Here is a 17,631-nt window from a genome sequence, read left to right as displayed (position 1 = left end):
GTTACTCCTAGGTCTTAATCAGTACTGTTCGTCTTCGACGTAGGACTGGTCCTCATCAACGAGTCCGGCTTCGAAGCCGGCAGGACTGTCCTTGAGGCTCAGGCCGAGCTCGTTGAGCTTCGCCTTGACCTCGTCGATCGACTTCGAACCGAAGTTGCGGATATCCATCAGATCGGCTTCGCTGCGAGCAACGAGCTCACCGACGGTGTGGATGCCTTCGCGCTTGAGGCAGTTGTAGGAGCGCACGGTCAGGTCGAGATCTTCGATCGCCAGCGCCAGGTCGGCGGCCAGTGCCGCGTCCACAGGCGAGGGTCCGATCTCGATGCCTTCAGCTTCGACGTTGAGCTCTCGAGCCAGGCCGAAGAGTTCGACCAGGGTCTTGCCCGCAGATGCGATGGCATCGCGCGGGGTCATCGAGGGCTTGGTTTCGACGTCGAGGACCAGTCGGTCGAAGTCGGTGCGCTGTTCGACACGCGTGGCTTCGACCTTGTAGGTGACCTTGAGAACCGGGGAGTAGATCGAATCGACCGGGATCCGGCCGATCTCTGCATCCGCGTTCTTGTTCTGAGCGCTCGAAACGTATCCGCGTCCACGTTCGATGGTCAGTTCCATGTCCAGACGCCCCTCACCATTCAGCGTGGCGATGTGCAGGTCCGGATTGTGGATCTCGACCCCGGCGGGAGCAGAGACATCGGCAGCGGTCACGGTGCCGGGTCCCTGCTTGCGCAGGTAGGCGACGACCGGTTCGTCGAATTCGGACGATACGACCAGGGACTTCAGGTTGAGGATGAACTCGGTGACATCCTCCTTGACTCCCGGTACGGTGCTGAACTCGTGGAGCACTCCGTCGATCCGGATGGACGTGACGGCGGCACCAGGGATCGAGGACAGCAGGGTCCGGCGAAGCGAGTTGCCGAGGGTGTAGCCGAATCCGGGCTCGAGCGGTTCGATGGCGAACCGTGAGCGGTTATCGGAGACGACTTCTTCCGTGAGCGTTGGGCGCTGTGCAATGAGCACGTGGGCTTCCTTTCAGCGAACATCCGCTATATGACGTTCGCACTGCACGTCATGGCTCTGAGGCCATGAAGAACGGTTCGGGTTATCTGGGAATCCGTTCTGCGACCGATGTCGGACAAGTGCCCGTCATCCGTTGCAGTTCCACGGAAGGATCAGCCGCGGCGGCGCTTGGGGGGACGGCAGCCGTTGAACGGAACGGGGGTGACATCCTGGATGGTTCCCAGTTCCAGGCCAGCGGCCTGCAGCGAACGGATGGCCGTCTCGCGGCCCGAGCCCGGTCCCTTGACGAACACGTCGACCTTCTTCAGGCCGTGTTCCTGCGCCCGGCGAGCAGCCGATTCAGCAGCCATCTGAGCGGCGTACGGGGTCGACTTGCGCGAACCCTTGAAGCCGATCTCACCTGAGGAGGCCCAGGAGATGACAGCACCGGTCGGATCGGTGATCGACACGATGGTGTTGTTGAAGGTTGATTTGATGTGAGCCTGGCCGGCAACGATATTCTTCTTCAGCTTGCGGCGAGGCTTGCGCACTGTAGCGGCGCGTGACTTGGGAGGCATATGTCCTACTCCTGATCGAGGTGGTTGGCGCTGGCCAACCGGGTGAGCGTGTTACTTCTTCTTACCGGCCACGGTGCGCTTGGGTCCCTTGCGGGTACGCGCATTGGTCTTGGTCCGCTGACCGCGAACCGGCAGACCGCGGCGGTGACGCAGGCCTTCATAGCTTCCGATTTCGACCTTGCGGCGGATATCGGCGGCCACCTCACGACGGAGGTCACCCTCAACCTGGAATGTGCCCTCGATGTAGTCACGCAGCTGGACGAGCTCTGCGTCGCTCAAGTCCTTCACACGGGTATCAGGGCTGATTCCCGTTTCGGTCAGGGTCTGGCGCGCACGGGTGCGGCCCACACCATAGATGTAAGTCAAGGCGACTTCCACACGCTTTTCACGCGGGATGTCGACTCCGGCAAGTCGTGCCATGGGTACTGTCTCCTGTTGTTGTTTCGGAGGTGCTGATGCAGACCTGTCCTTGGTCTCCCAAGGTCTCCGGCCCCCGACCGGAGGTATCGTCCTGTGTCCGTTCCGCCGAAGCTCTCACTTCTCGCGGGTCCGAACGCAGATGGCGAGGTCTGCGCGGGTGTGGTGCTGCTGAAGCCCCTCTCGGAGGAGCCTCGATCTGCTCAGAACGAGCTGCTCAGCCCTGGCGCTGCTTGTGGCGCGGGTTGGAGCAGATGACGATGACCCGACCGTGACGGCGGGTAATCTGGCAGTTCTCGCAGATCTTCTTGACGCTGGGCTTAACCTTCATCGTTTTTCCTTCTTTCGGTCCCTGCCCGGCAGGACAGGACGCGAATGATCGAAGATCCTTACTTGTAGCGGTAAACGATTCGTCCGCGCGAGAGATCGTATGGAGACAGCTCCACGACGACCCGGTCCTCGGGAAGGATGCGGATATAGTGCTGTCGCATCTTTCCGGAGATATGTGCGAGCACCTTGTGCCCGTTGCTCAGCTCGACCCGAAACGATGCGTTCGGCAGAGCCTCGACAACGGTGCCCTCGATCTCAATGACCCCTTCTTTTTTGGCCATATCGTTCGCTAACCTCGTATTCCCGCGAAACCTTCGCGTTCGACGTAATCGTGTATCACCGACTCAGTGCCGGTGACCCCTCGGCCTGCCGTCCTCGTCACCACATGAAAAGATGTGGATGGCAGAAGCCGCCCACAACTGAAAAAGGGTGAGTTGAATGAGAACAGACCAATCATCAACCCTACACTACGGGGAAAGATTCTTCCACACGGTGTTCGCTTCCGGGCGTGAAGTCCCTTACAATTCCATCCTCGCCGAGGCGGCCGACCGCTCCCGTGACGGCTGAGGTCGAATGCACCCGACGTTCACCGACGCGACTGCTAGCGTGAGAACCGCCCCCGACGCAGTCCCCGAAGAGGAGTACACAGATGTCCGATTTCGATGCCATCACCGAGGAGTCCCTGGTCACGAAGGGCGGGCGCAAGTGGTCGTCCTTCCCCGGTTCCATCGGAGCCTTCATCGCCGAGATGGACTTCGGGGTCGCTCCTGCAGTGCGTCAGTCGCTGCAGACCATCGATGACCGCGACCTCTACGGCTACGCTCCCGCCGATCTCGTCGCCGATCTGAAGACAGCGACCTCGAGCTTCTGCTCCGAGCACTACGGCTGGCGCATCCCCGTCGGCCACATCGAACCGGCCAGTGATGTGCTGGCCGCGTTCCTCGGCGTGCTCACCCACCTCACCCCGCCCGACACCCCGATCGTGCTGCCGACACCGGCCTACATGCCCTTCTTCGACGTCGCGCGGGTGACCGGCCGCGAACTCATCGAAGTTCCGATGCTGCGGTCGGAATCCGGCTGGTCCCTCGATCTCGACGCCATCGCCTCTGCCCTGACGCCCGGTGCGACATTCGTTCTGTGCAATCCGCACAACCCGATCGGCAAGGTCTACACCGAGGCCGAGCTGTCGGCACTCGCGGACGTCGTCGAGGACGCAGGAGCCCGGGTGTTCTCCGACGAAATCCATGCTCCCGTCGTCTATGCCCCCGCACGGCACATCCCGTATGCCGCCCTCACCGAGGCGACCGCCGCGCACACCGCGACCGCGACGGCCGCGTCGAAGGCCTTCAACATCCCCGGCCTCAAATGCGCTCAGCTCATCCTCACCTCTTCTGCCGACCGTGATGTCTGGGCCGAGAAGGGGCAGTTCGTCTCCGGTGCCGCCTCGAACCCGGGAATCCTGGCGACGACCGCCGCATACACCCGCTCGAGCGACTGGCTGAGCGAGGTCAACGGCTACCTCAAGGCAAACCGCGATCATTTCACCGATCTCGTCGGCTCGCTGCTGCCGGGGGCCGCCTACATCGAACCCGAAGGCACGTATCTGGCGTGGTTGGATCTGCGCGGCTACGGCCTGGAGTCGGGTCTGTCCGCTATCATCCGTTCCCGCGCCGAGGTGGCCGTGACCGAGGGTCGCCTGTGCGGTGAGGTCGGGGCCGGGCATATCCGGTTCAACTTCGCCCTCCCCCGTCCTCTGCTCACCGAGGCGGTCGAGAGGATCGCCCGGATCCTCTGAGCCCCGTCCCGAGGCACGTTGTTCTTCGGCGGCTCAGTGCTCGGGCAGCCATTCGATGAGGTCGAAAGAGGAGCTGGCTCCCGCACACTCGCGGATCTGCTGATCGAAGCGCAGATAGTACTCGAGATTGCACTGCTGCATGAGAGCGCGGAACCGCACGGCCGGCTGAGTGCCGTCGACGAGGGCTTCGGGCAGCAGCGGGTGGGTCATCACGGCACGCGCGATGTCAAAGTACAGATCGAAGAAGCCTCTCAAGCTCAGCTCCGGGCATCCGGTTCCCGGCGCTGATCCGCCCGAGGTCAGTGCGTTCATGCGCTGCTCCAATTCAGGCAGCTGGGCGAGAGCGGCATCGAGTTCGAAGGCCCGAGTCGTCATCCTGCGAGCCGCGGCCGTGGAGTCGGGTGTCAGCTCTCCCGCCTCGGACCAGCTGGGACCCGACATCTCGGGCAGCCGCGCCGACAGCTGAGCGGACCGGTCTGCGAAGCCGATGAGGATTCCCGGCCTCAGCTGCCTGTATCCCAAGCTCTGGGCAATGTACTGCAGTCGGTCCCGCAGACCGCGCGAGGACTCCGGAACGGAATACACAACAGTGTGGAAGCGACCCTCGTAGTCCGGAAAGACATGGTCGCCTGCGATGTCGCCGAAGTCCGAGAGGACGTGTTCGCTCAGGCGGTAGACGGAGACCCGCCCGAAACGCTCACTGCTGATGATGCCTCGTTGGACCATTCGCACGAGCTGATTGTGCACGCTCGAGGAAGAATACCCGTGCTCACCCAGCACACTGACGATGACGGGCCCCGGCAGTCCACTCGCCTGCAGACACCCGAAAGCGGAGATCACATCGAAGGCGATACGTGTCATCCGATAGCGATCGCCCACATCTGTCCGACGTTTCGGGACATCGTGGACACTCGTCATGGCCAGATCCTACCGTGAAAACACAAGGATCGGTGCCGACAAGGACCGAGATCGCAGCGAAGCGACGAGGAGCCACAACATGGATGCCGAGAAGCACTCAATCGATCAGCGCGCGTACCAGATGTCCCGCACATCGGGAATGCTGGCGGGGGCCATCACGGCCTTCATCGCCTTCTGCGCGCTCCAGATCTTCGGGTTCACCATCGCCGAGACCGCAACATGGATGTTCGCGCTCGGGCTGATGGCGGCGTCCGGAACTTTCGCCGCCGTCTACTTCGTCGGCAGGTCGACCCTGAGGAGGCAGATGGCGGCCACCTGAGTTCGGGCTCGGGCCCCCTCCCCCGCGGATCTCCCCTCAGATGCCGTTCGGAGGCACGGGAGTGATTCCGAACGGTGCCAATCCGGCCGCTCCACCGTCGGCGGCTGTGAGTACCCAGACTCCCCCATCGTGGCGAGCCACGCTGTGTTCCCAGTGGCTCGCCCGTGAGCCGTCTGCCGTGACGACTGTCCAGTCATCGGCAAGGGTGCGCGTATCCGCGCCGCCGGTGGTGAGCATCGGTTCGATCGCCAGGCACATTCCGGGCTTGGTCTTCGGGCCGTTCGAACGCGCACGGTAGTTGAGCACCTCTGGAGCCATGTGCATGGAGGTGCCGATCCCGTGTCCGGTGAATTCCTCGACGAGACCCAGGTGGGGGAAGGACTCGGAGACGAAGTCATCGATGGCGTCTCCGATGTCGCTGACCTTCGTGCCCGTTGCGAACGCCGCGATGCCTGCCCACATGGCCGCCTCGGTGGCGGTTGAGAGCTCACGGTCGGCGGCCGTGCCCGCTTCGTCGCCGCCGACGATCATCGTCAGCGCGGAGTCCCCGTGGAAGCCGTCGACGATCGCACCGCCGTCGATCGAGACGATGTCGCCGGCGTGGAGGACACGAGGCCCCGGGATGCCGTGGACGATCTCCTCGTTCACGGAGATGCACACGACCGCAGGAAATCCCTGATAGCCCTTGAAGTTCGACCGTGCCCCGGCGGAGTCGATGACCGCCTCGGCGACGGCGTCCACCTCGGCCGTGGTGGCCCCGGGAACGGCCGCGGACCGGGCTGCTGACAGCACTTGCCGTGTCAGCTGCCCGGCCCGATGCATGAGCTCAAGCTCCGCGGGAGTCTTCAGCTCGATACGCGGTCCGAAGATCATCGAATGGACGACAGGATGCGTTCGGTGATGTCGTCGACGTCGCCGAGGCCGTCGACCTGGCGCAGCAGTCCGCGGCTGCGGTAGATATCGGTCAGCGGCTGCGTCTGCTCTTCGTACACGTCGAGACGGTGGCGGATGACGTCTTCGCTGTCATCGCTGCGGCCCTCGGTCTGAGCCCGCGCGAGCAGGCGGGCGACGACCTCGTCGGTGTCGGCCGTGAGTTCGACGACGTGCTCGATGGCTGTGTCCTCGGCTGCGAGGATCCGATCGAGCTCATCGACCTGGGCACTGGTGCGGGGGTATCCGTCGAGGAGGAACCCGACAGCTGCATCGTCCTGTGCCAGACGGTCGGCGACCATCGAGTTCGTGACCTCGTCGGGCACGTATTCGCCGGCATCCATGTAGCGTTTCGCCAGCTTGCCCAGCTCGGTCTCACCCTTCACATTCGCCCGGAAGATGTCTCCGGTCGAGATGGCTGGGATGCCGAGCGCCTCGGACAGGCGGGCGGCCTGGGTGCCCTTGCCGGCGCCGGGAGGGCCGATCAGGATGATGCGTGAACTCATAAGATGTCCTTCCAATGGGATGTCCGCTGAACGTCAGCGTCCGGTCGTATCAGCGCAGCAGACCCTCGTAGTGGCGCTGCTGCATCTGTGCGTCGATCTGCTTGACCGTTTCGAGGCCGACGCCCACGACGATCAGCAGGGAGGTGCCGCCGAACGGGAAGTTCTGATTGGCATTGATGAGCACCAGCGCGATCAGCGGGATGAGGGCGACGAAGGCAAGGTAGAGCGAGCCGGGGAAGTTGATGCGGCTGAGCACGTAGCTCAGATATTCGGCGGTCGGGCGACCGGCGCGGATACCCGGGATGAACCCGCCGTACTTCTTCATATTGTCCGCAACCTCTTCCGGGTTGAAGGTGATGGCGACGTAGAAGTAGGCGAAGAAGATCGTCAGCAGGGCGTACACGGTGATGTAGATCGGGTGGTCACCGCGGGTGAAGTAGGTGTTGATCCATTCGACCCACGTGGATTCGGGATCGAAGAACTGCGAGACCAGCCTCGGCAGATAGAGCACCGAGGACGCGAAGATGACGGGGATGACACCGGCCATGTTCACCTTGATCGGAATATAGGTCGAGGTTCCGCCGAACATCCGACGGCCCACCATCCGCTTGGCGTACTGGACGGGAATTCTGCGCTGCGACTGCTCGACGAAGACGACGAGGGCGACGAGCACGAGACCCACGACCATGACGATGAGGAAGATGTCGACGCCCTGTTCGCGGAAGATCGCACCGAGCGAGGATGGGAAGGCGGAGGCGACGGAGGTGAAGATCAGCAGCGACATTCCGTTGCCCACACCGTGTTCGGTGATCTGCTCGCCGAGCCACATGATCAGGCCGGTGCCTGCGGTCAGAGTCAGCACGAGGACTGCGATGCCCCACCAGGTGTCGTTGGCGATGAGGTCCTGGCAGCCTTCGACACTGCCGAACAGCGCACCGGAACGGACGGTCGCCACAAGAGTCGTCGAGTTGAGGATGGCGAGGCCGATGGTCAGGTAGCGAGTGTACTGAGTCAGCTTCGCCTGACCCGAGGCTCCTTCCTTGTGAAGAGCCTCGAAGCGCGGAATGACCACGCGCAGCAGCTGGACGATGATGCTCGCGGTGATGTAGGGCATGATGCCCAGGGCGAAGATCGACAACTGCAGCAGCGCGCCGCCGCTGAAGAGGTTGATCATGGCGAATCCGCCCTCATTGAGCTGAGGCGAAGCCACGCATTCCTGCACCTTGGTGTAGTCGATGCCAGGCGAGGGAATGAACGAGCCGAGTCGGAAGATGACAAGAATGCCCAGGGTGAAGAGGAGTTTCTTCCTCAAGTCGGGCGTTCTGAAGGCCCTCCGGATTGCGCCGATCAAGCGTCCTCCTCGTTGGGGGATGAAAAGTCAGAGTCGTGGTCGCGACCTGGCGATTGAGACAAATACCTGCAAAAGACTACCAGGGTATGCCCTCCAGGCCGAAACCGGCGAGCCCGTTGCGGCCTGAGTTTCAGGCGGTGTCCGAGAGGTCTCGGGGGCTCGGTTCGAGGTGGCATCGTCATGGACTCTCACCGGTGTGCTCGCGTCGGAGCGATGCTCGCCGCCTTGACAGTTGCGGGCATGCAGAAGGGGGCGGCCACCGAAGTGGCCGCCCCCTTGCCGGCGTAGAGACCGGGATACCGTCCGAGACGAACGGATCAGGCCTCGTTGGCGCTTCCGCCTGCAGCCTTGATCTTCTCGGCTGCGGAGCCGGAGAACTTGTCTGCAGTGATGTTCAGGGCCACGGTGATCTCACCGGTGCCGAGAACCTTGACGGGCTGCTTTGCGCGCACAGCGCCCTTCTCCACGAGGTCGGCGACGGTGACGTCTCCGCCCTCGGGGAACAGGCTGGACAGCTTGTCGAGGTTGACAACCTGGAACTCCACCTTGGCGGGGTTCTTGAATCCACGCAGTTTGGGCAGACGCATGTGCATCGGAGTCTGGCCGCCCTCGAAGCCGTGCGGAACCTGGTAGCGGGCCTTCGTGCCCTTGGTTCCGCGTCCGGCGGTCTTGCCCTTCGAAGCCTCACCACGACCGACGCGGGTCTTGGCGGTCTTGGCTCCCGGGGCAGGGCGCAGATCGTGCAGCTTCAGCGAGTCGTTGTTCGACATATCAATCGACCTCTTCCACAGTCACGATGTGGCGGACAGCGTTGATCATTCCCCGGATCTCGGGGCGATCTTCCTGCACCACAACGTCGTTGGTCCGCTTGAGACCGAGCGAACGCAGCGTGTCGCGCTGGCTCTGACGGTATCCGATTGCGGACTTGCGCTGAGTAATCTTGAGCTTTGCCATCAGGACTTCGCCCCACTTTCAGCGGCTGCTCGCAGCAGTGCGTGCGGAGCAACCTCGTCGACGGGCAGGCCGCGGCGAGCCGCAACCTCTTCCGGACGCTCGAGGCCCTTCAGCGCGGCGATCGCGGCGTGCACGATGTTGATCGCGTTCGCCGAGCCCAGCGACTTGGACAGGACGTCCTGGACGCCTGCCGCATCGAGGACCGCACGGACGGGTCCACCGGCGATGACTCCGGTACCCGGAGCGGCCGGACGCAGCAGGACGACGCCTGCAGCCTCCTCGCCCTGGATCGGGTGCGGAATGGTCTTCTGGATGCGGGGAACGCGGAAGAAGTTCTTCTTCGCTTCCTCGACACCCTTGGCGATGGCGGCAGGAACTTCCTTCGCCTTGCCGTAGCCCATGCCGACCATGCCGTCGCCGTCGCCGACCACGACGAGAGCCGTGAAGGAGAACCGACGTCCGCCCTTGACGACCTTCGACACGCGGTTGATCGTGATGACGTGTTCGATGAACTGGTTCTTGTCTTCACGGTCGTTGCGACCGCCGCGTCCGCGACCTTCGCCGCGTCCGCGACCCTGACCGCCCTGTCCGCCCTGGCCGCGGCCACGGGAAGAACGGTCACCGCTGTTGTCGGTGCGGGTCTCAGCAGCTGCCTGCTGTTCCTTGTTCTCTTCAGTGCTCATAGGGCCAATCCTCCTTCACGGGCACCTTCGGCGATTGCCTGCACACGGCCGTGGTAGGCATTGCCTCCACGGTCGAAGACGACGGATTCGATTCCGGCGTCCTTGGCACGCTGAGCAACCAGCTCGCCCACCTTGCGGGCCTTGCCGGTCTTGTCGCCTTCGAATGTCCGCAGGTCGGCTTCCATGGTGGAGGCCGAAACCAGGGTCTTGCCGACGGTGTCGTCGATGACCTGGACGAAGACGTGGCGCGTGGAGCGAGTCACTGAGAGGCGAGGGCGCTCGGTCGTGCCGCTGACATGCTTGCGCAGTCGAGCGTGACGACGCTTGCGAGCAGCTGCCCTGCCTTTGCCGTAGCTTTCCTTCTTGCCAAAGGCCATCTTTACTTACCAGCCTTTCCGACCTTGCGACGGACGATTTCGCCGGCGTAGCGCACGCCCTTGCCCTTGTAAGGCTCGGGCTTACGCAGCTTCCGGATGTTCGCAGCCGTCTCACCGACGAGCTGCTTGTCGATTCCGTGGACAGCGACCTTGGTCTGGCCGTCGACGCTGAAGGAGATTCCCTCCGGCGGTTCGACGACGATCGGGTGGCTGTAGCCGAGGGCGAACTCGAGGTTCGATCCCTTGGCCAGGACACGGTAACCGGTTCCGACGATCTCGAGGGCCTTGGAGTAGCCATCGGTCACACCGACGATCATGTTGTTGATGAGCGTACGGGACAGTCCGTGCAGCGAACGCGATTCGCGCTCCTCGTCCGGACGGGCCACTGTGATGACACCGTCTTCGAGCGAGACCGTGATCGGCTCGGCGATGGTGACGGACAGCTCGCCCTTAGGTCCCTTGACGGCGACATCCTGGCCGTCGACCTTGACCTCGACGCCGCTGGGAACGGAGATCGGGTTCTTGCCAATACGTGACATGTTCTTCTCTCCTTCCTTTACCAGACGTAGGCGAGGACTTCCCCACCCACACCCTTCTTGGCGGCCTGACGGTCCGTCAGGAGACCTGACGAGGTCGACAGGATGGCGATGCCGAGGCCGCCGAGAACCTTGGGCAGGTTCGTGGACTTCGCGTAGACGCGCAGTCCCGGCTTCGACACACGGCGCAGGCCGGCGATCGAACGTTCCCGGTTGGGTCCGAACTTCAGGTCCAGGAGCAGCGTCTTGCCGACTTCGGCGTCTTCGACGCTCCAGCCGGTGATGTAGCCCTCGGTCTTGAGGATCTCGGCGATGTTCGACTTGAGCTTCGAGAACGGCATGCTGACGTCCTCGTGATAAGCCGAGTTGGCGTTGCGCAGACGCGTAAGCATGTCTGCGACTGGATCAGTCATTGTCATTTGGGCACGTGCCCTTCCTCGTTACGGTTTCCGCCCACATGCTGTGCTTGGACCTGCAACGTAGCGATTATTTTTGCTTGAACGGGAACCCGAGGTGACGCAGCAGTGCACGTCCCTCATCGTCGGTTGCCGCGGTGGTGACGACGGTGATGTCCATACCGCGGACACGGTCGATCCGGTCCTGGTCGATCTCGTGGAACATGGACTGTTCCGTGAGGCCGAAGGTGTAGTTGCCGTGTCCGTCGAACTGACGATCCGAGAGTCCACGGAAGTCGCGGATACGCGGCAGTGCCAGAGTGATGACGCGGTCGATGAACTCCCACATCCGAGCTCCACGCATGGTCACGTGGGCGCCGATGGGCTGACCTTCGCGCAGCTTGAACTGTGCGATGGACTTGCGGGCACGGGTCACGACGGGCTTCTGACCGGTGATCAGAGTCAGGTCGTTGATCGCGCCTTCGATCATCTTGGAATCGCGTGCTGCGTCACCCACACCCATGTTCACGACGACCTTGGTCAGTCCGGGAACCTGCATGGGGTTGGCGTAGTTGAACTCTTCCTGCAGCTTCGCAACGATCTCTTCGCGGTAAATCTGCTTGAGACGCGGTGCGGGACGGCTGGTGGTTGTTTCCGTCATCAGATCTCCTCCCCGGTGCGACGCGAGAAGCGAACCCGAACGGTCTTGGTGCGACCGTCGCGCTCGACGCTCTCCTCGCGGTATCCGACGCGGGTGGGCTTGTTGTCCTTGGGGTCAACGAGCGCCACGTTGGACACGTGGATGGGGGCTTCGTGGGTCTCACGGCCACCAGCGGTGCCGCCGGCCTGAGTCTGCGTAGCCTTCTTGTGCTTGATCACGCGGTTGACGCCCTCAACGAGGACGCGGTTGCGTTCGGGGTAGACGGCAAGGACCTTGCCCTGCTTGCCACGATCGCCACCACGGGACTGCCGAGCGCCGGCGATGACCTGGACGAGGTCGCCCTTCTTGATATTGAGCTTGTTCGCCATGCTCACAACACCTCCGGTGCCAGGGAGACGATCTTCATGAACTTCTTGTCGCGGAGTTCGCGTCCCACGGGTCCGAAGATACGGGTGCCGCGCGGTTCCTCATCGTTCTTGAGGATGACGGCTGCATTCTCATCGAACTTGATGTACGAACCGTCGGGACGACGACGTTCCTTGGCAGTGCGAACGATGACGGCCTTGACGACGTCACCCTTCTTCACGTTTCCGCCCGGGATCGCATCCTTGACGGTTGCCACGATGGTGTCACCGATCGAGGCGTAGCGCCGACCGGAGCCACCCAGGATCCTGATTGCCAGGATCTGCTTGGCGCCAGTGTTGTCGGCGACTTTGAGTCGCGACTCTTGCTGAATCACTATTTTCTCCTGTCGTCGCGCTGGTTCTCACGCCTTGAGCGTGAGCCTTGCGGAACGGATTCATTGACATTTCACCCCGTTCCCGGTAGCCGCCCGCGGCCTGCAGGAGGCCGCGGGCGGGACCGGGTGGGTGGGGTGGCGTTGACTACTTGGCGCGTTCGACGATTTCGACGAGCCGCCAACGCTTCGCGGCCGAAAGGGGCCGCGTCTCGGCCACGAGGACGAGGTCGCCGATGCCGGCGGTGTTCTCTTCGTCGTGAACCTTGTACTTGACCGACTTGCGCATGACCTTGCCGTAGAGGCGGTGCTTCATGCGCTCCTCAACCTCGACGACGATGGTCTTGTCCATCTTGTCGGATACGACGTAACCACGTGCGGTCTTGCGGGAGTTGCGTTCCGCAGCAGTGGCCTCGGTATTCGTGGTCTCCGCCATCACTTGCTCTCTTCCTTGGCATCAGCGGGGTTCGGACGGATGTCCAGCTCCCGTTCGTTGAGCACGGTGTAGATACGAGCGATGTCGCGACGCACGGCCTTGAGGCGACCGTGGCTCTCCAGCTGACCGGTGGCCGACTGGAAACGCAGGTTGAACAGCTCGGCCTTGGCCTTCTTGAGCTCTTCCTGCAGACGCTCGTTGTCGTAACCGTCAAGCGCGTCGATGGAAAGGTTCTTCGAACCGATAGCCATTCTCACTCACCACCTTCGCGGGCCACGATACGGGCCTTCAGCGGAAGTTTGTGGATCGCCAGGCGCAGGGCCTCGCGAGCAACTTCCTCGGACACACCGCCGAGTTCGAACATGACTCGACCGGGTTTGACATTGGCGATCCACCACTCCGGCGAACCCTTACCGGAACCCATGCGGGTCTCGGCAGGCTTCTTCGTCAGCGGGTGATCAGGGTAGATGTTGATCCACACCTTGCCGCCGCGCTTGATGTAGCGGGTCATGGCAATACGTGCGGCCTCGATCTGACGGTTGGTGACATAAGCCGGCTCGAGAGCCTGGATGCCGTAGTCACCGAAGGACACCGTCGTGCCTCCCTTGGCGGCGCCGCCCCGGTTGGGGTGGTGCTGCTTGCGGAATTTCACTCGACGAGGGATCAGCATTTCTCAGCCCTCCGATCCGGCCTCAGCCGCGGGGGCTTCGGCACTGTTCTCAGTATTACGGGCCTGGTCGCCTCGGCGCGGTGCGCCTTCCTGACCACGTCCGCGGCCTCCACGACCGCGCCCACGGCCACGCGGGCCACGAGCAGCAGGAGCCTTGGCCTGCTCGGCGGCAAGCTCCTTGTCGGTCATGTCGCCCTTGTAGATCCACACCTTGACGCCGATGCGTCCGAAAGTGGTGTGGGCTTCGTGAACGCCGAAGTCGATGTTCGCGCGCAGGGTGTGCAGCGGCACACGACCTTCACGGTAGAACTCGGACCGGCTCATCTCAGCACCGCCGAGGCGGCCGGAGCACTGCACGCGGATGCCCTTGGCACCTGCGCGCTGCGCGCTCTGGATCGCCTTGCGCATCGCACGGCGGAAGGCCACGCGGCTGGCGAGCTGTTCGGCAACACCCTGAGCGACGAGCTGTGCGTCGACCTCGGGGTTCTTCACCTCAAGGATATTGAGCTGAATCTGCTTGCCGGTGAGCTTTTCGAGCTGACCGCGGATGCGGTCCGCTTCGGCTCCGCGACGGCCGATGACGATGCCCGGACGTGCGGTGTGGATGTCGACGCGAACACGGTCACGCGTGCGCTCGATGTTGACCTTCGAGATGCCGGCCCGCTCGAGACCGGTGTTCAGAATCTGGCGGATCTTGACATCTTCGAGCACGTAGTCGCGGTAGCGCTGCCCCGGCTTGGTCGAGTCAGCGAACCACTTCGACTTGTGATCCGTGGTGATTCCGAGTCGGAATCCATTCGGATTGATCTTCTGGCCCATTAGCGGTTCCCCTTCCGGCTCTTGCGCTGAGGCAGGTCGTCACCGCTGGCCAGGACCACTGTCACGTGGCTGGTGCGCTTCTCGATGCGAAAAGCGCGGCCCTGGGCACGCGGACGGAACCGCTTCATGGTCGGCCCCTCGTCCACGAAGGCTTCGGAGATGACCAGTTCGTTCTCGTCGAACGCAACGCCTTCCTCGTCGGCCCGGACACGCGCATTGGCGATGCCGGAGGCCACGAGCTTGTAAATCGGATCTGATGCCGACTGTTCTGCAAACTTCAACACTGCAAGTGCTTCGGTCGCCTGCTGACCACGAATGAGGTCGATGACGCGCCGAGCCTTGCGAGGCGTAACGCGCAGGTAACGCGCCTTAGCCTTGGCTTCCATCGCTTCCTTCTCTCTTCTCTAGGATCGAAAGAGTGCCCCGCCTCAGCGGCGGCGCCCCTTGCGATCGTCCTTTTCGTGGCCACGGAACGTCCGTGTCGGTGCGAACTCGCCGAGCTTGTGTCCGACCATCGACTCAGTGATGAAGACGGGGACATGCTTGCGTCCGTCATGTACTGCGATGGTGTGTCCCAGGAAGTCCGGGATGATCATCGAGCGACGAGACCAGGTTTTGATGACATTTTTGGTGTTCTTCTCGTTCTGACGAGCCACCTTCTGGAAGAGGTGTTCGTCGACGAAAGGACCCTTTTTGAGGCTACGAGGCATAAGTCAGTACTCCAATCAGCGCTTCTTGCCGGTCCGGCGACGGCGCACGATGTACTTGTCGCTCTCTTTGTTCGGTCGGCGTGTGCGGCCCTCCAACTGACCCCACGGGCTGACTGGGTGACGACCACCCGAAGTACGGCCCTCGCCACCACCATGCGGGTGGTCGATCGGGTTCATCACGACACCGCGGACGGTCGGGCGCTTGCCCTTCCAACGCATGCGGCCTGCTTTGCCCCAGCTGATGTTCGACTGCTCGGCATTGCCGACCTCGCCGATCGTCGCACGGCAGCGCGCATCGACGTTGCGGATTTCGCCCGAGGGCATCCGCAGCTGTGCGAAACGGCCGTACTTCGCCACGAGCTGCACGGACGAACCGGCAGAACGAGCGATCTTGGCACCGCCGCCGGGACGCATTTCGACTGCGTGCACGACAGTGCCGACCGGGATGTTGCGCAGGGCAAGGTTGTTGCCCGGCTTGATGTCTGCACCCGGACCGGCTTCCACCTGTGCGCCCTGCTTGAGGTTCTGCGGGGCGATGATGTAGCGCTTCTCTCCGTCTGCGTAGTGCAGCAGAGCGATGCGAGCCGTACGGTTCGGGTCATATTCGATGTGTGCGACCTTCGCCGGAACGCCATCTTTGTCATGGCGGCGGAAGTCGATGACACGGTACTGACGTTTGTGACCGCCGCCCTGGTGGCGAGTGGTCACGCGTCCCTGACTGTTGCGGCCGCCGCGCTTGGGCAGCGGGCGCAGAAGCGACTTCTCCGGTGTAGACCGGGTCACTTCGACGAAGTCGGCGACCGACGAGCCACGGCGGCCCGGGGTCGTCGGCTTGTGCTTACGGATTCCCATGAGTCTTGTCCTTCTTTGACGAAGGATCGCTTAGAGCGATCCACCGAAGATGTCGATCGATCCGTCCTTGAGGGCGACGATGGCACGCTTGGTGTCCTTGCGCTTTCCCCAACCGGTGCGGGTGCGGCGGCGCTTGCCCTGACGGTTCAGGGTGTTCACCTTGGCAACCTGCACATCGAAGATCGTTTCAATGGCTTGCTTGATCTCGGTCTTGTTCGAGTCCTGGTCGACGAGGAAGGTGTACTTGCCTTCGTCCATCAGGCTGTAGGTCTTCTCCGAGACGACCGGAGCGACGATGATGTCGCGCGGGTCCTTGAAGTTCAGACTCATGATGCGTCCTCCGATTTGCGGTTTCCGCTCAGGAACGCGGCAAGAGCTGCCTCGGTGAACACGATGTCATCGGCGAGCAGCACATCATAGGTGTTGAGCTGATCGGAGGTGAGCACGTGAACGTGGGGCAGGTTGCGCACGCTCAGGTAGGTGAGCTCGTCGTCACGCTCGAGCACCACGAGAGTGTTCTTGCGCTCGGACAGGCCGGCCAGTGCGGCCTTCGCCTGCTTGGTCGACGGGGCGTCGCCGGTGACCAGGTTCTTCATCACGAAGACCTGATCGAGCCGTGCGCGGTCGGACAGGGCTCCGCGCAGAGCGGCGGCCTTCATCTTCTTCGGGGTCCGCTGCGAGTAGTCGCGCGGGACCGGTCCGTGCACGATTCCGCCGCCGTTGTACTGGGGAGCGCGGATCGAACCCTGACGGGCGTTGCCGGTTCCCTTCTGGCGGTAGGGCTTGCGACCGCCACCGCGAACTTCGGAGCGGGTCTTCGTCTTGTGCGTGCCCTGACGGGCCGCAGCCAGCTGTGCAACGACGACCTGGTGGATCAGGGGCACGTTGGTCGGCACGCCGAAGACCTCGGCGGGCAGATCAACCGAACCGGCCTTGGCACCAGCGGCATCGATGACGTCGACTGTCTTGACATCAGTCATTACGTTCAGGCCTCCTTCACGGCCGAGCGAACGAGGACGACTCCACCCTTGGGGCCGGGAACGGCGCCCTTGATGAGCAGGAAGTTGTTCTCGTTGTCCACGGCGTGGATCGTGAGGTTCTGGGTGGTGTGCTTGACAGCGCCCATACGGCCGGCCATGCGCATACCCTTGAACACGCGACCAGGTGTTGCGGCTCCGCCGATCGAACCTGGCTTGCGGTGGTTGCGGTGCTGACCGTGGGAGGCACCGACACCGGCGAAGCCGTGACGCTTCATGACACCGGCGGTTCCCTTGCCCTTGGTCTTCGCGGTCACATCGACCTTGATTCCGGCTTCGAACGTGTCGACGCCGAGTTCCTGGCCGAGCTCGTAGTCAGCAGCATCTGCAGTGCGCAGTTCGACCAGGTGACGGCGTGGGGTCACACCGGCCTTTTCGAAGTGGCCTGCAGTCGGCTTGTTGACCTTGCGAGGATCGATTTCGCCGAATGCGATCTGCACAGCGGGGTAACCATCGGTTTCCTCGTTGCGGACCTGAGTTACGACGTTGTTTCCGGTGGCCACAACGGTCACCGGTACGAGGTTGTTCTGCTCATCCCAGACCTGGGTCATGCCCAGCTTGGTTCCCAGCAGGCCCTTGACCTTGCTGGTGGTCGGGAGAGCGGATGAACGAGTGTTCGCCATTG

Annotated in this window: 30 protein-coding genes; 2 read left to right on the top strand and 28 right to left on the bottom strand. The window is 62.9% G+C overall.

All coding sequences use genetic code 11. The features are described from left to right. Positions 1-18: 18 nt before the first annotated feature. From CXR29_RS05420 to infA, 5 genes are all read right to left on the bottom strand, one after another. The gene (locus tag CXR29_RS05420; protein WP_025777903.1) at positions 19-1,017 is read right to left on the bottom strand and encodes a DNA-directed RNA polymerase subunit alpha; all 999 of its coding nucleotides are present in this window, start codon (positions 1,015-1,017) and stop codon (positions 19-21) included. Between the two features lie 152 nt (positions 1,018-1,169). After that, positions 1,170-1,574, bottom strand: a complete 405-nt coding sequence (gene rpsK, locus CXR29_RS05415) for a 30S ribosomal protein S11 (RefSeq protein WP_025777904.1) — start codon at positions 1,572-1,574, stop codon at positions 1,170-1,172. 51 nt (positions 1,575-1,625) lie between these two features. Further along, positions 1,626-1,994, bottom strand: a complete 369-nt coding sequence (rpsM, locus tag CXR29_RS05410) for a 30S ribosomal protein S13 (RefSeq protein WP_025777905.1) — start codon at positions 1,992-1,994, stop codon at positions 1,626-1,628. Between the two features lie 214 nt (positions 1,995-2,208). Beyond that, a complete protein-coding gene (gene rpmJ, locus CXR29_RS05405) occupies positions 2,209-2,322 on the bottom strand; it encodes a 50S ribosomal protein L36 (protein WP_009884960.1) in 114 nt (37 codons plus the stop codon). A gap of 58 nt (positions 2,323-2,380) precedes the next feature. Next, positions 2,381-2,602 carry a translation initiation factor IF-1 gene (gene infA / locus CXR29_RS05400; RefSeq protein ID WP_025777906.1) on the bottom strand — a complete coding sequence of 74 codons (222 nt, stop codon included), beginning with the start codon at positions 2,600-2,602 and terminating at the stop codon, positions 2,381-2,383. A 368-nt stretch (positions 2,603-2,970) separates the two neighbouring features. Here infA and CXR29_RS05395 point away from each other — a divergent pair, with 368 nt between their 5' ends. Beyond that, entirely contained in the window at positions 2,971-4,116 is a 1,146-nt protein-coding gene (locus CXR29_RS05395) for a MalY/PatB family protein (protein WP_101555476.1), read from the top strand. A gap of 33 nt (positions 4,117-4,149) precedes the next feature. Here the strand turns inward: CXR29_RS05395 and CXR29_RS05390 are convergent, their stop codons facing one another. Next, positions 4,150-5,034, bottom strand: a complete 885-nt coding sequence (locus tag CXR29_RS05390; RefSeq protein ID WP_101555475.1) for a PaaX family transcriptional regulator — start codon at positions 5,032-5,034, stop codon at positions 4,150-4,152. A gap of 79 nt (positions 5,035-5,113) precedes the next feature. On the opposite strand from CXR29_RS05390, the gene CXR29_RS05385 reads away from it, so the two are divergent. Then, positions 5,114-5,353, top strand: coding sequence for a hypothetical protein (locus tag CXR29_RS05385; RefSeq protein WP_127364076.1), 240 nt, complete (start codon positions 5,114-5,116; stop codon positions 5,351-5,353). Between the two features lie 36 nt (positions 5,354-5,389). On the opposite strand, the gene map is transcribed toward CXR29_RS05385, so the two are convergent. The 22 genes from map to rplC form a co-directional block, all read right to left on the bottom strand. After that, positions 5,390-6,226: a type I methionyl aminopeptidase gene (gene map, locus CXR29_RS05380; protein WP_127364075.1), complete on the bottom strand. Its 837-nt coding sequence runs from the start codon at positions 6,224-6,226 to the stop codon at positions 5,390-5,392. Beyond that, positions 6,223-6,789: an adenylate kinase gene (locus tag CXR29_RS05375; RefSeq protein ID WP_101555472.1), complete on the bottom strand. Its 567-nt coding sequence runs from the start codon at positions 6,787-6,789 to the stop codon at positions 6,223-6,225. Before CXR29_RS05375 ends, map begins: the two co-directional genes overlap by 4 nt. Before the next feature lie 49 nt (positions 6,790-6,838). Next, entirely contained in the window at positions 6,839-8,140 is a 1,302-nt protein-coding gene (secY, locus tag CXR29_RS05370) for a preprotein translocase subunit SecY (protein WP_127364074.1), read from the bottom strand. A gap of 317 nt (positions 8,141-8,457) precedes the next feature. Further along, a complete protein-coding gene (gene rplO / locus CXR29_RS05365; protein WP_025777913.1) occupies positions 8,458-8,910 on the bottom strand; it encodes a 50S ribosomal protein L15 in 453 nt (150 codons plus the stop codon). Position 8,911: 1 nt separating this feature from the next. Beyond that, positions 8,912-9,094, bottom strand: coding sequence for a 50S ribosomal protein L30 (rpmD, locus tag CXR29_RS05360; RefSeq protein WP_025777914.1), 183 nt, complete (start codon positions 9,092-9,094; stop codon positions 8,912-8,914). Beyond that, on the bottom strand, positions 9,094-9,777 hold the full coding sequence (gene rpsE / locus CXR29_RS05355; protein ID WP_025777915.1) for a 30S ribosomal protein S5: 684 nt from the start codon (positions 9,775-9,777) through the stop codon (positions 9,094-9,096). The genes rpmD and rpsE overlap by 1 nt, the downstream gene beginning before the upstream one ends. Next, positions 9,774-10,154 carry a 50S ribosomal protein L18 gene (gene rplR / locus CXR29_RS05350; RefSeq protein ID WP_025777916.1) on the bottom strand — a complete coding sequence of 127 codons (381 nt, stop codon included), beginning with the start codon at positions 10,152-10,154 and terminating at the stop codon, positions 9,774-9,776. The genes rpsE and rplR overlap by 4 nt, the downstream gene beginning before the upstream one ends. 2 nt (positions 10,155-10,156) lie before the next feature. Continuing rightward, a complete protein-coding gene (rplF, locus tag CXR29_RS05345) occupies positions 10,157-10,693 on the bottom strand; it encodes a 50S ribosomal protein L6 (protein ID WP_025777917.1) in 537 nt (178 codons plus the stop codon). Positions 10,694-10,710: 17 nt separating this feature from the next. Continuing rightward, the gene (gene rpsH, locus CXR29_RS05340; protein ID WP_025777918.1) at positions 10,711-11,109 is read right to left on the bottom strand and encodes a 30S ribosomal protein S8; all 399 of its coding nucleotides are present in this window, start codon (positions 11,107-11,109) and stop codon (positions 10,711-10,713) included. Positions 11,110-11,176: 67 nt separating this feature from the next. Beyond that, positions 11,177-11,746, bottom strand: a complete 570-nt coding sequence (gene rplE, locus CXR29_RS05335) for a 50S ribosomal protein L5 (protein ID WP_025777919.1) — start codon at positions 11,744-11,746, stop codon at positions 11,177-11,179. Continuing rightward, a complete protein-coding gene (gene rplX, locus CXR29_RS05330) occupies positions 11,746-12,114 on the bottom strand; it encodes a 50S ribosomal protein L24 (protein WP_025777920.1) in 369 nt (122 codons plus the stop codon). The genes rplE and rplX overlap by 1 nt, the downstream gene beginning before the upstream one ends. A gap of 2 nt (positions 12,115-12,116) precedes the next feature. Then, positions 12,117-12,485 (bottom strand): 50S ribosomal protein L14, encoded by a 369-nt coding sequence (gene rplN / locus CXR29_RS05325; RefSeq protein WP_025777921.1) that lies wholly within the window; start codon positions 12,483-12,485, stop codon positions 12,117-12,119. A gap of 145 nt (positions 12,486-12,630) precedes the next feature. Next, the gene (gene rpsQ, locus CXR29_RS05320) at positions 12,631-12,918 is read right to left on the bottom strand and encodes a 30S ribosomal protein S17 (protein WP_025777922.1); all 288 of its coding nucleotides are present in this window, start codon (positions 12,916-12,918) and stop codon (positions 12,631-12,633) included. After that, entirely contained in the window at positions 12,918-13,169 is a 252-nt protein-coding gene (rpmC, locus tag CXR29_RS05315) for a 50S ribosomal protein L29 (RefSeq protein ID WP_025777923.1), read from the bottom strand. The genes rpsQ and rpmC overlap by 1 nt, the downstream gene beginning before the upstream one ends. Positions 13,170-13,171: 2 nt before the next feature. Next, the gene (gene rplP / locus CXR29_RS05310) at positions 13,172-13,588 is read right to left on the bottom strand and encodes a 50S ribosomal protein L16 (protein ID WP_025777924.1); all 417 of its coding nucleotides are present in this window, start codon (positions 13,586-13,588) and stop codon (positions 13,172-13,174) included. A 3-nt stretch (positions 13,589-13,591) separates the two neighbouring features. Next, complete coding sequence (gene rpsC / locus CXR29_RS05305) at positions 13,592-14,407, bottom strand: 30S ribosomal protein S3 (RefSeq protein ID WP_025777925.1); 816 nt, start codon at positions 14,405-14,407, stop codon at positions 13,592-13,594. Beyond that, positions 14,407-14,793 carry a 50S ribosomal protein L22 gene (rplV, locus tag CXR29_RS05300; RefSeq protein WP_025777926.1) on the bottom strand — a complete coding sequence of 129 codons (387 nt, stop codon included), beginning with the start codon at positions 14,791-14,793 and terminating at the stop codon, positions 14,407-14,409. Before rplV ends, rpsC begins: the two co-directional genes overlap by 1 nt. Positions 14,794-14,835: 42 nt before the next feature. Further along, positions 14,836-15,117, bottom strand: a complete 282-nt coding sequence (gene rpsS / locus CXR29_RS05295) for a 30S ribosomal protein S19 (RefSeq protein ID WP_025777927.1) — start codon at positions 15,115-15,117, stop codon at positions 14,836-14,838. Positions 15,118-15,132: 15 nt separating this feature from the next. Beyond that, positions 15,133-15,969: a 50S ribosomal protein L2 gene (gene rplB, locus CXR29_RS05290; RefSeq protein ID WP_025777928.1), complete on the bottom strand. Its 837-nt coding sequence runs from the start codon at positions 15,967-15,969 to the stop codon at positions 15,133-15,135. Between the two features lie 30 nt (positions 15,970-15,999). Next, positions 16,000-16,299 carry a 50S ribosomal protein L23 gene (rplW, locus tag CXR29_RS05285; RefSeq protein ID WP_025777929.1) on the bottom strand — a complete coding sequence of 100 codons (300 nt, stop codon included), beginning with the start codon at positions 16,297-16,299 and terminating at the stop codon, positions 16,000-16,002. Beyond that, on the bottom strand, positions 16,296-16,949 hold the full coding sequence (gene rplD / locus CXR29_RS05280; RefSeq protein ID WP_025777930.1) for a 50S ribosomal protein L4: 654 nt from the start codon (positions 16,947-16,949) through the stop codon (positions 16,296-16,298). The genes rplW and rplD overlap by 4 nt, the downstream gene beginning before the upstream one ends. Positions 16,950-16,954: 5 nt before the next feature. Next, positions 16,955-17,629: a 50S ribosomal protein L3 gene (gene rplC / locus CXR29_RS05275; protein ID WP_025777931.1), complete on the bottom strand. Its 675-nt coding sequence runs from the start codon at positions 17,627-17,629 to the stop codon at positions 16,955-16,957. Between the last annotated feature and the right edge of the window lie 2 nt (positions 17,630-17,631).

This window comes from Brevibacterium linens (genome assembly GCF_003999335.1).
In the GTDB taxonomy this organism is placed as follows: domain Bacteria; phylum Actinomycetota; class Actinomycetes; order Actinomycetales; family Brevibacteriaceae; genus Brevibacterium; species Brevibacterium linens.
Note: the sequence above shows the minus strand (reverse complement) of the source record. Positions and strands in the feature narration are given on the sequence as shown.

Coding starts and splice junctions, on each gene's coding strand:
- rpsK (WP_025777904.1), bottom strand. CDS start 1,574: ATGCCTCCCAAGTCACGCGCCGCTACAGTGCGCAAGCCTCGCCGCAAG.
- rpsM (WP_025777905.1), bottom strand. CDS start 1,994: ATGGCACGACTTGCCGGAGTCGACATCCCGCGTGAAAAGCGTGTGGAA.
- rpmJ (WP_009884960.1), bottom strand. CDS start 2,322: ATGAAGGTTAAGCCCAGCGTCAAGAAGATCTGCGAGAACTGCCAGATT.
- infA (WP_025777906.1), bottom strand. CDS start 2,602: ATGGCCAAAAAAGAAGGGGTCATTGAGATCGAGGGCACCGTTGTCGAG.
- CXR29_RS05395 (WP_101555476.1), top strand. CDS start 2,971: ATGTCCGATTTCGATGCCATCACCGAGGAGTCCCTGGTCACGAAGGGC.
- CXR29_RS05390 (WP_101555475.1), bottom strand. CDS start 5,034: ATGACGAGTGTCCACGATGTCCCGAAACGTCGGACAGATGTGGGCGAT.
- CXR29_RS05385 (WP_127364076.1), top strand. CDS start 5,114: ATGGATGCCGAGAAGCACTCAATCGATCAGCGCGCGTACCAGATGTCC.
- map (WP_127364075.1), bottom strand. CDS start 6,226: ATGATCTTCGGACCGCGTATCGAGCTGAAGACTCCCGCGGAGCTTGAG.
- CXR29_RS05375 (WP_101555472.1), bottom strand. CDS start 6,789: ATGAGTTCACGCATCATCCTGATCGGCCCTCCCGGCGCCGGCAAGGGC.
- rplO (WP_025777913.1), bottom strand. CDS start 8,910: ATGTCGAACAACGACTCGCTGAAGCTGCACGATCTGCGCCCTGCCCCG.
- rpmD (WP_025777914.1), bottom strand. CDS start 9,094: ATGGCAAAGCTCAAGATTACTCAGCGCAAGTCCGCAATCGGATACCGT.
- rpsE (WP_025777915.1), bottom strand. CDS start 9,777: ATGAGCACTGAAGAGAACAAGGAACAGCAGGCAGCTGCTGAGACCCGC.
- rplR (WP_025777916.1), bottom strand. CDS start 10,154: ATGGCCTTTGGCAAGAAGGAAAGCTACGGCAAAGGCAGGGCAGCTGCT.
- rplF (WP_025777917.1), bottom strand. CDS start 10,693: ATGTCACGTATTGGCAAGAACCCGATCTCCGTTCCCAGCGGCGTCGAG.
- rpsH (WP_025777918.1), bottom strand. CDS start 11,109: ATGACAATGACTGATCCAGTCGCAGACATGCTTACGCGTCTGCGCAAC.
- rplE (WP_025777919.1), bottom strand. CDS start 11,746: ATGACGGAAACAACCACCAGCCGTCCCGCACCGCGTCTCAAGCAGATT.
- rplX (WP_025777920.1), bottom strand. CDS start 12,114: ATGGCGAACAAGCTCAATATCAAGAAGGGCGACCTCGTCCAGGTCATC.
- rpsQ (WP_025777922.1), bottom strand. CDS start 12,918: ATGGCGGAGACCACGAATACCGAGGCCACTGCTGCGGAACGCAACTCC.
- rpmC (WP_025777923.1), bottom strand. CDS start 13,169: ATGGCTATCGGTTCGAAGAACCTTTCCATCGACGCGCTTGACGGTTAC.
- rplP (WP_025777924.1), bottom strand. CDS start 13,588: ATGCTGATCCCTCGTCGAGTGAAATTCCGCAAGCAGCACCACCCCAAC.
- rpsC (WP_025777925.1), bottom strand. CDS start 14,407: ATGGGCCAGAAGATCAATCCGAATGGATTCCGACTCGGAATCACCACG.
- rplV (WP_025777926.1), bottom strand. CDS start 14,793: ATGGAAGCCAAGGCTAAGGCGCGTTACCTGCGCGTTACGCCTCGCAAG.
- rpsS (WP_025777927.1), bottom strand. CDS start 15,117: ATGCCTCGTAGCCTCAAAAAGGGTCCTTTCGTCGACGAACACCTCTTC.
- rplB (WP_025777928.1), bottom strand. CDS start 15,969: ATGGGAATCCGTAAGCACAAGCCGACGACCCCGGGCCGCCGTGGCTCG.
- rplW (WP_025777929.1), bottom strand. CDS start 16,299: ATGAGTCTGAACTTCAAGGACCCGCGCGACATCATCGTCGCTCCGGTC.
- rplD (WP_025777930.1), bottom strand. CDS start 16,949: ATGACTGATGTCAAGACAGTCGACGTCATCGATGCCGCTGGTGCCAAG.
- rplC (WP_025777931.1), bottom strand. CDS start 17,629: ATGGCGAACACTCGTTCATCCGCTCTCCCGACCACCAGCAAGGTCAAG.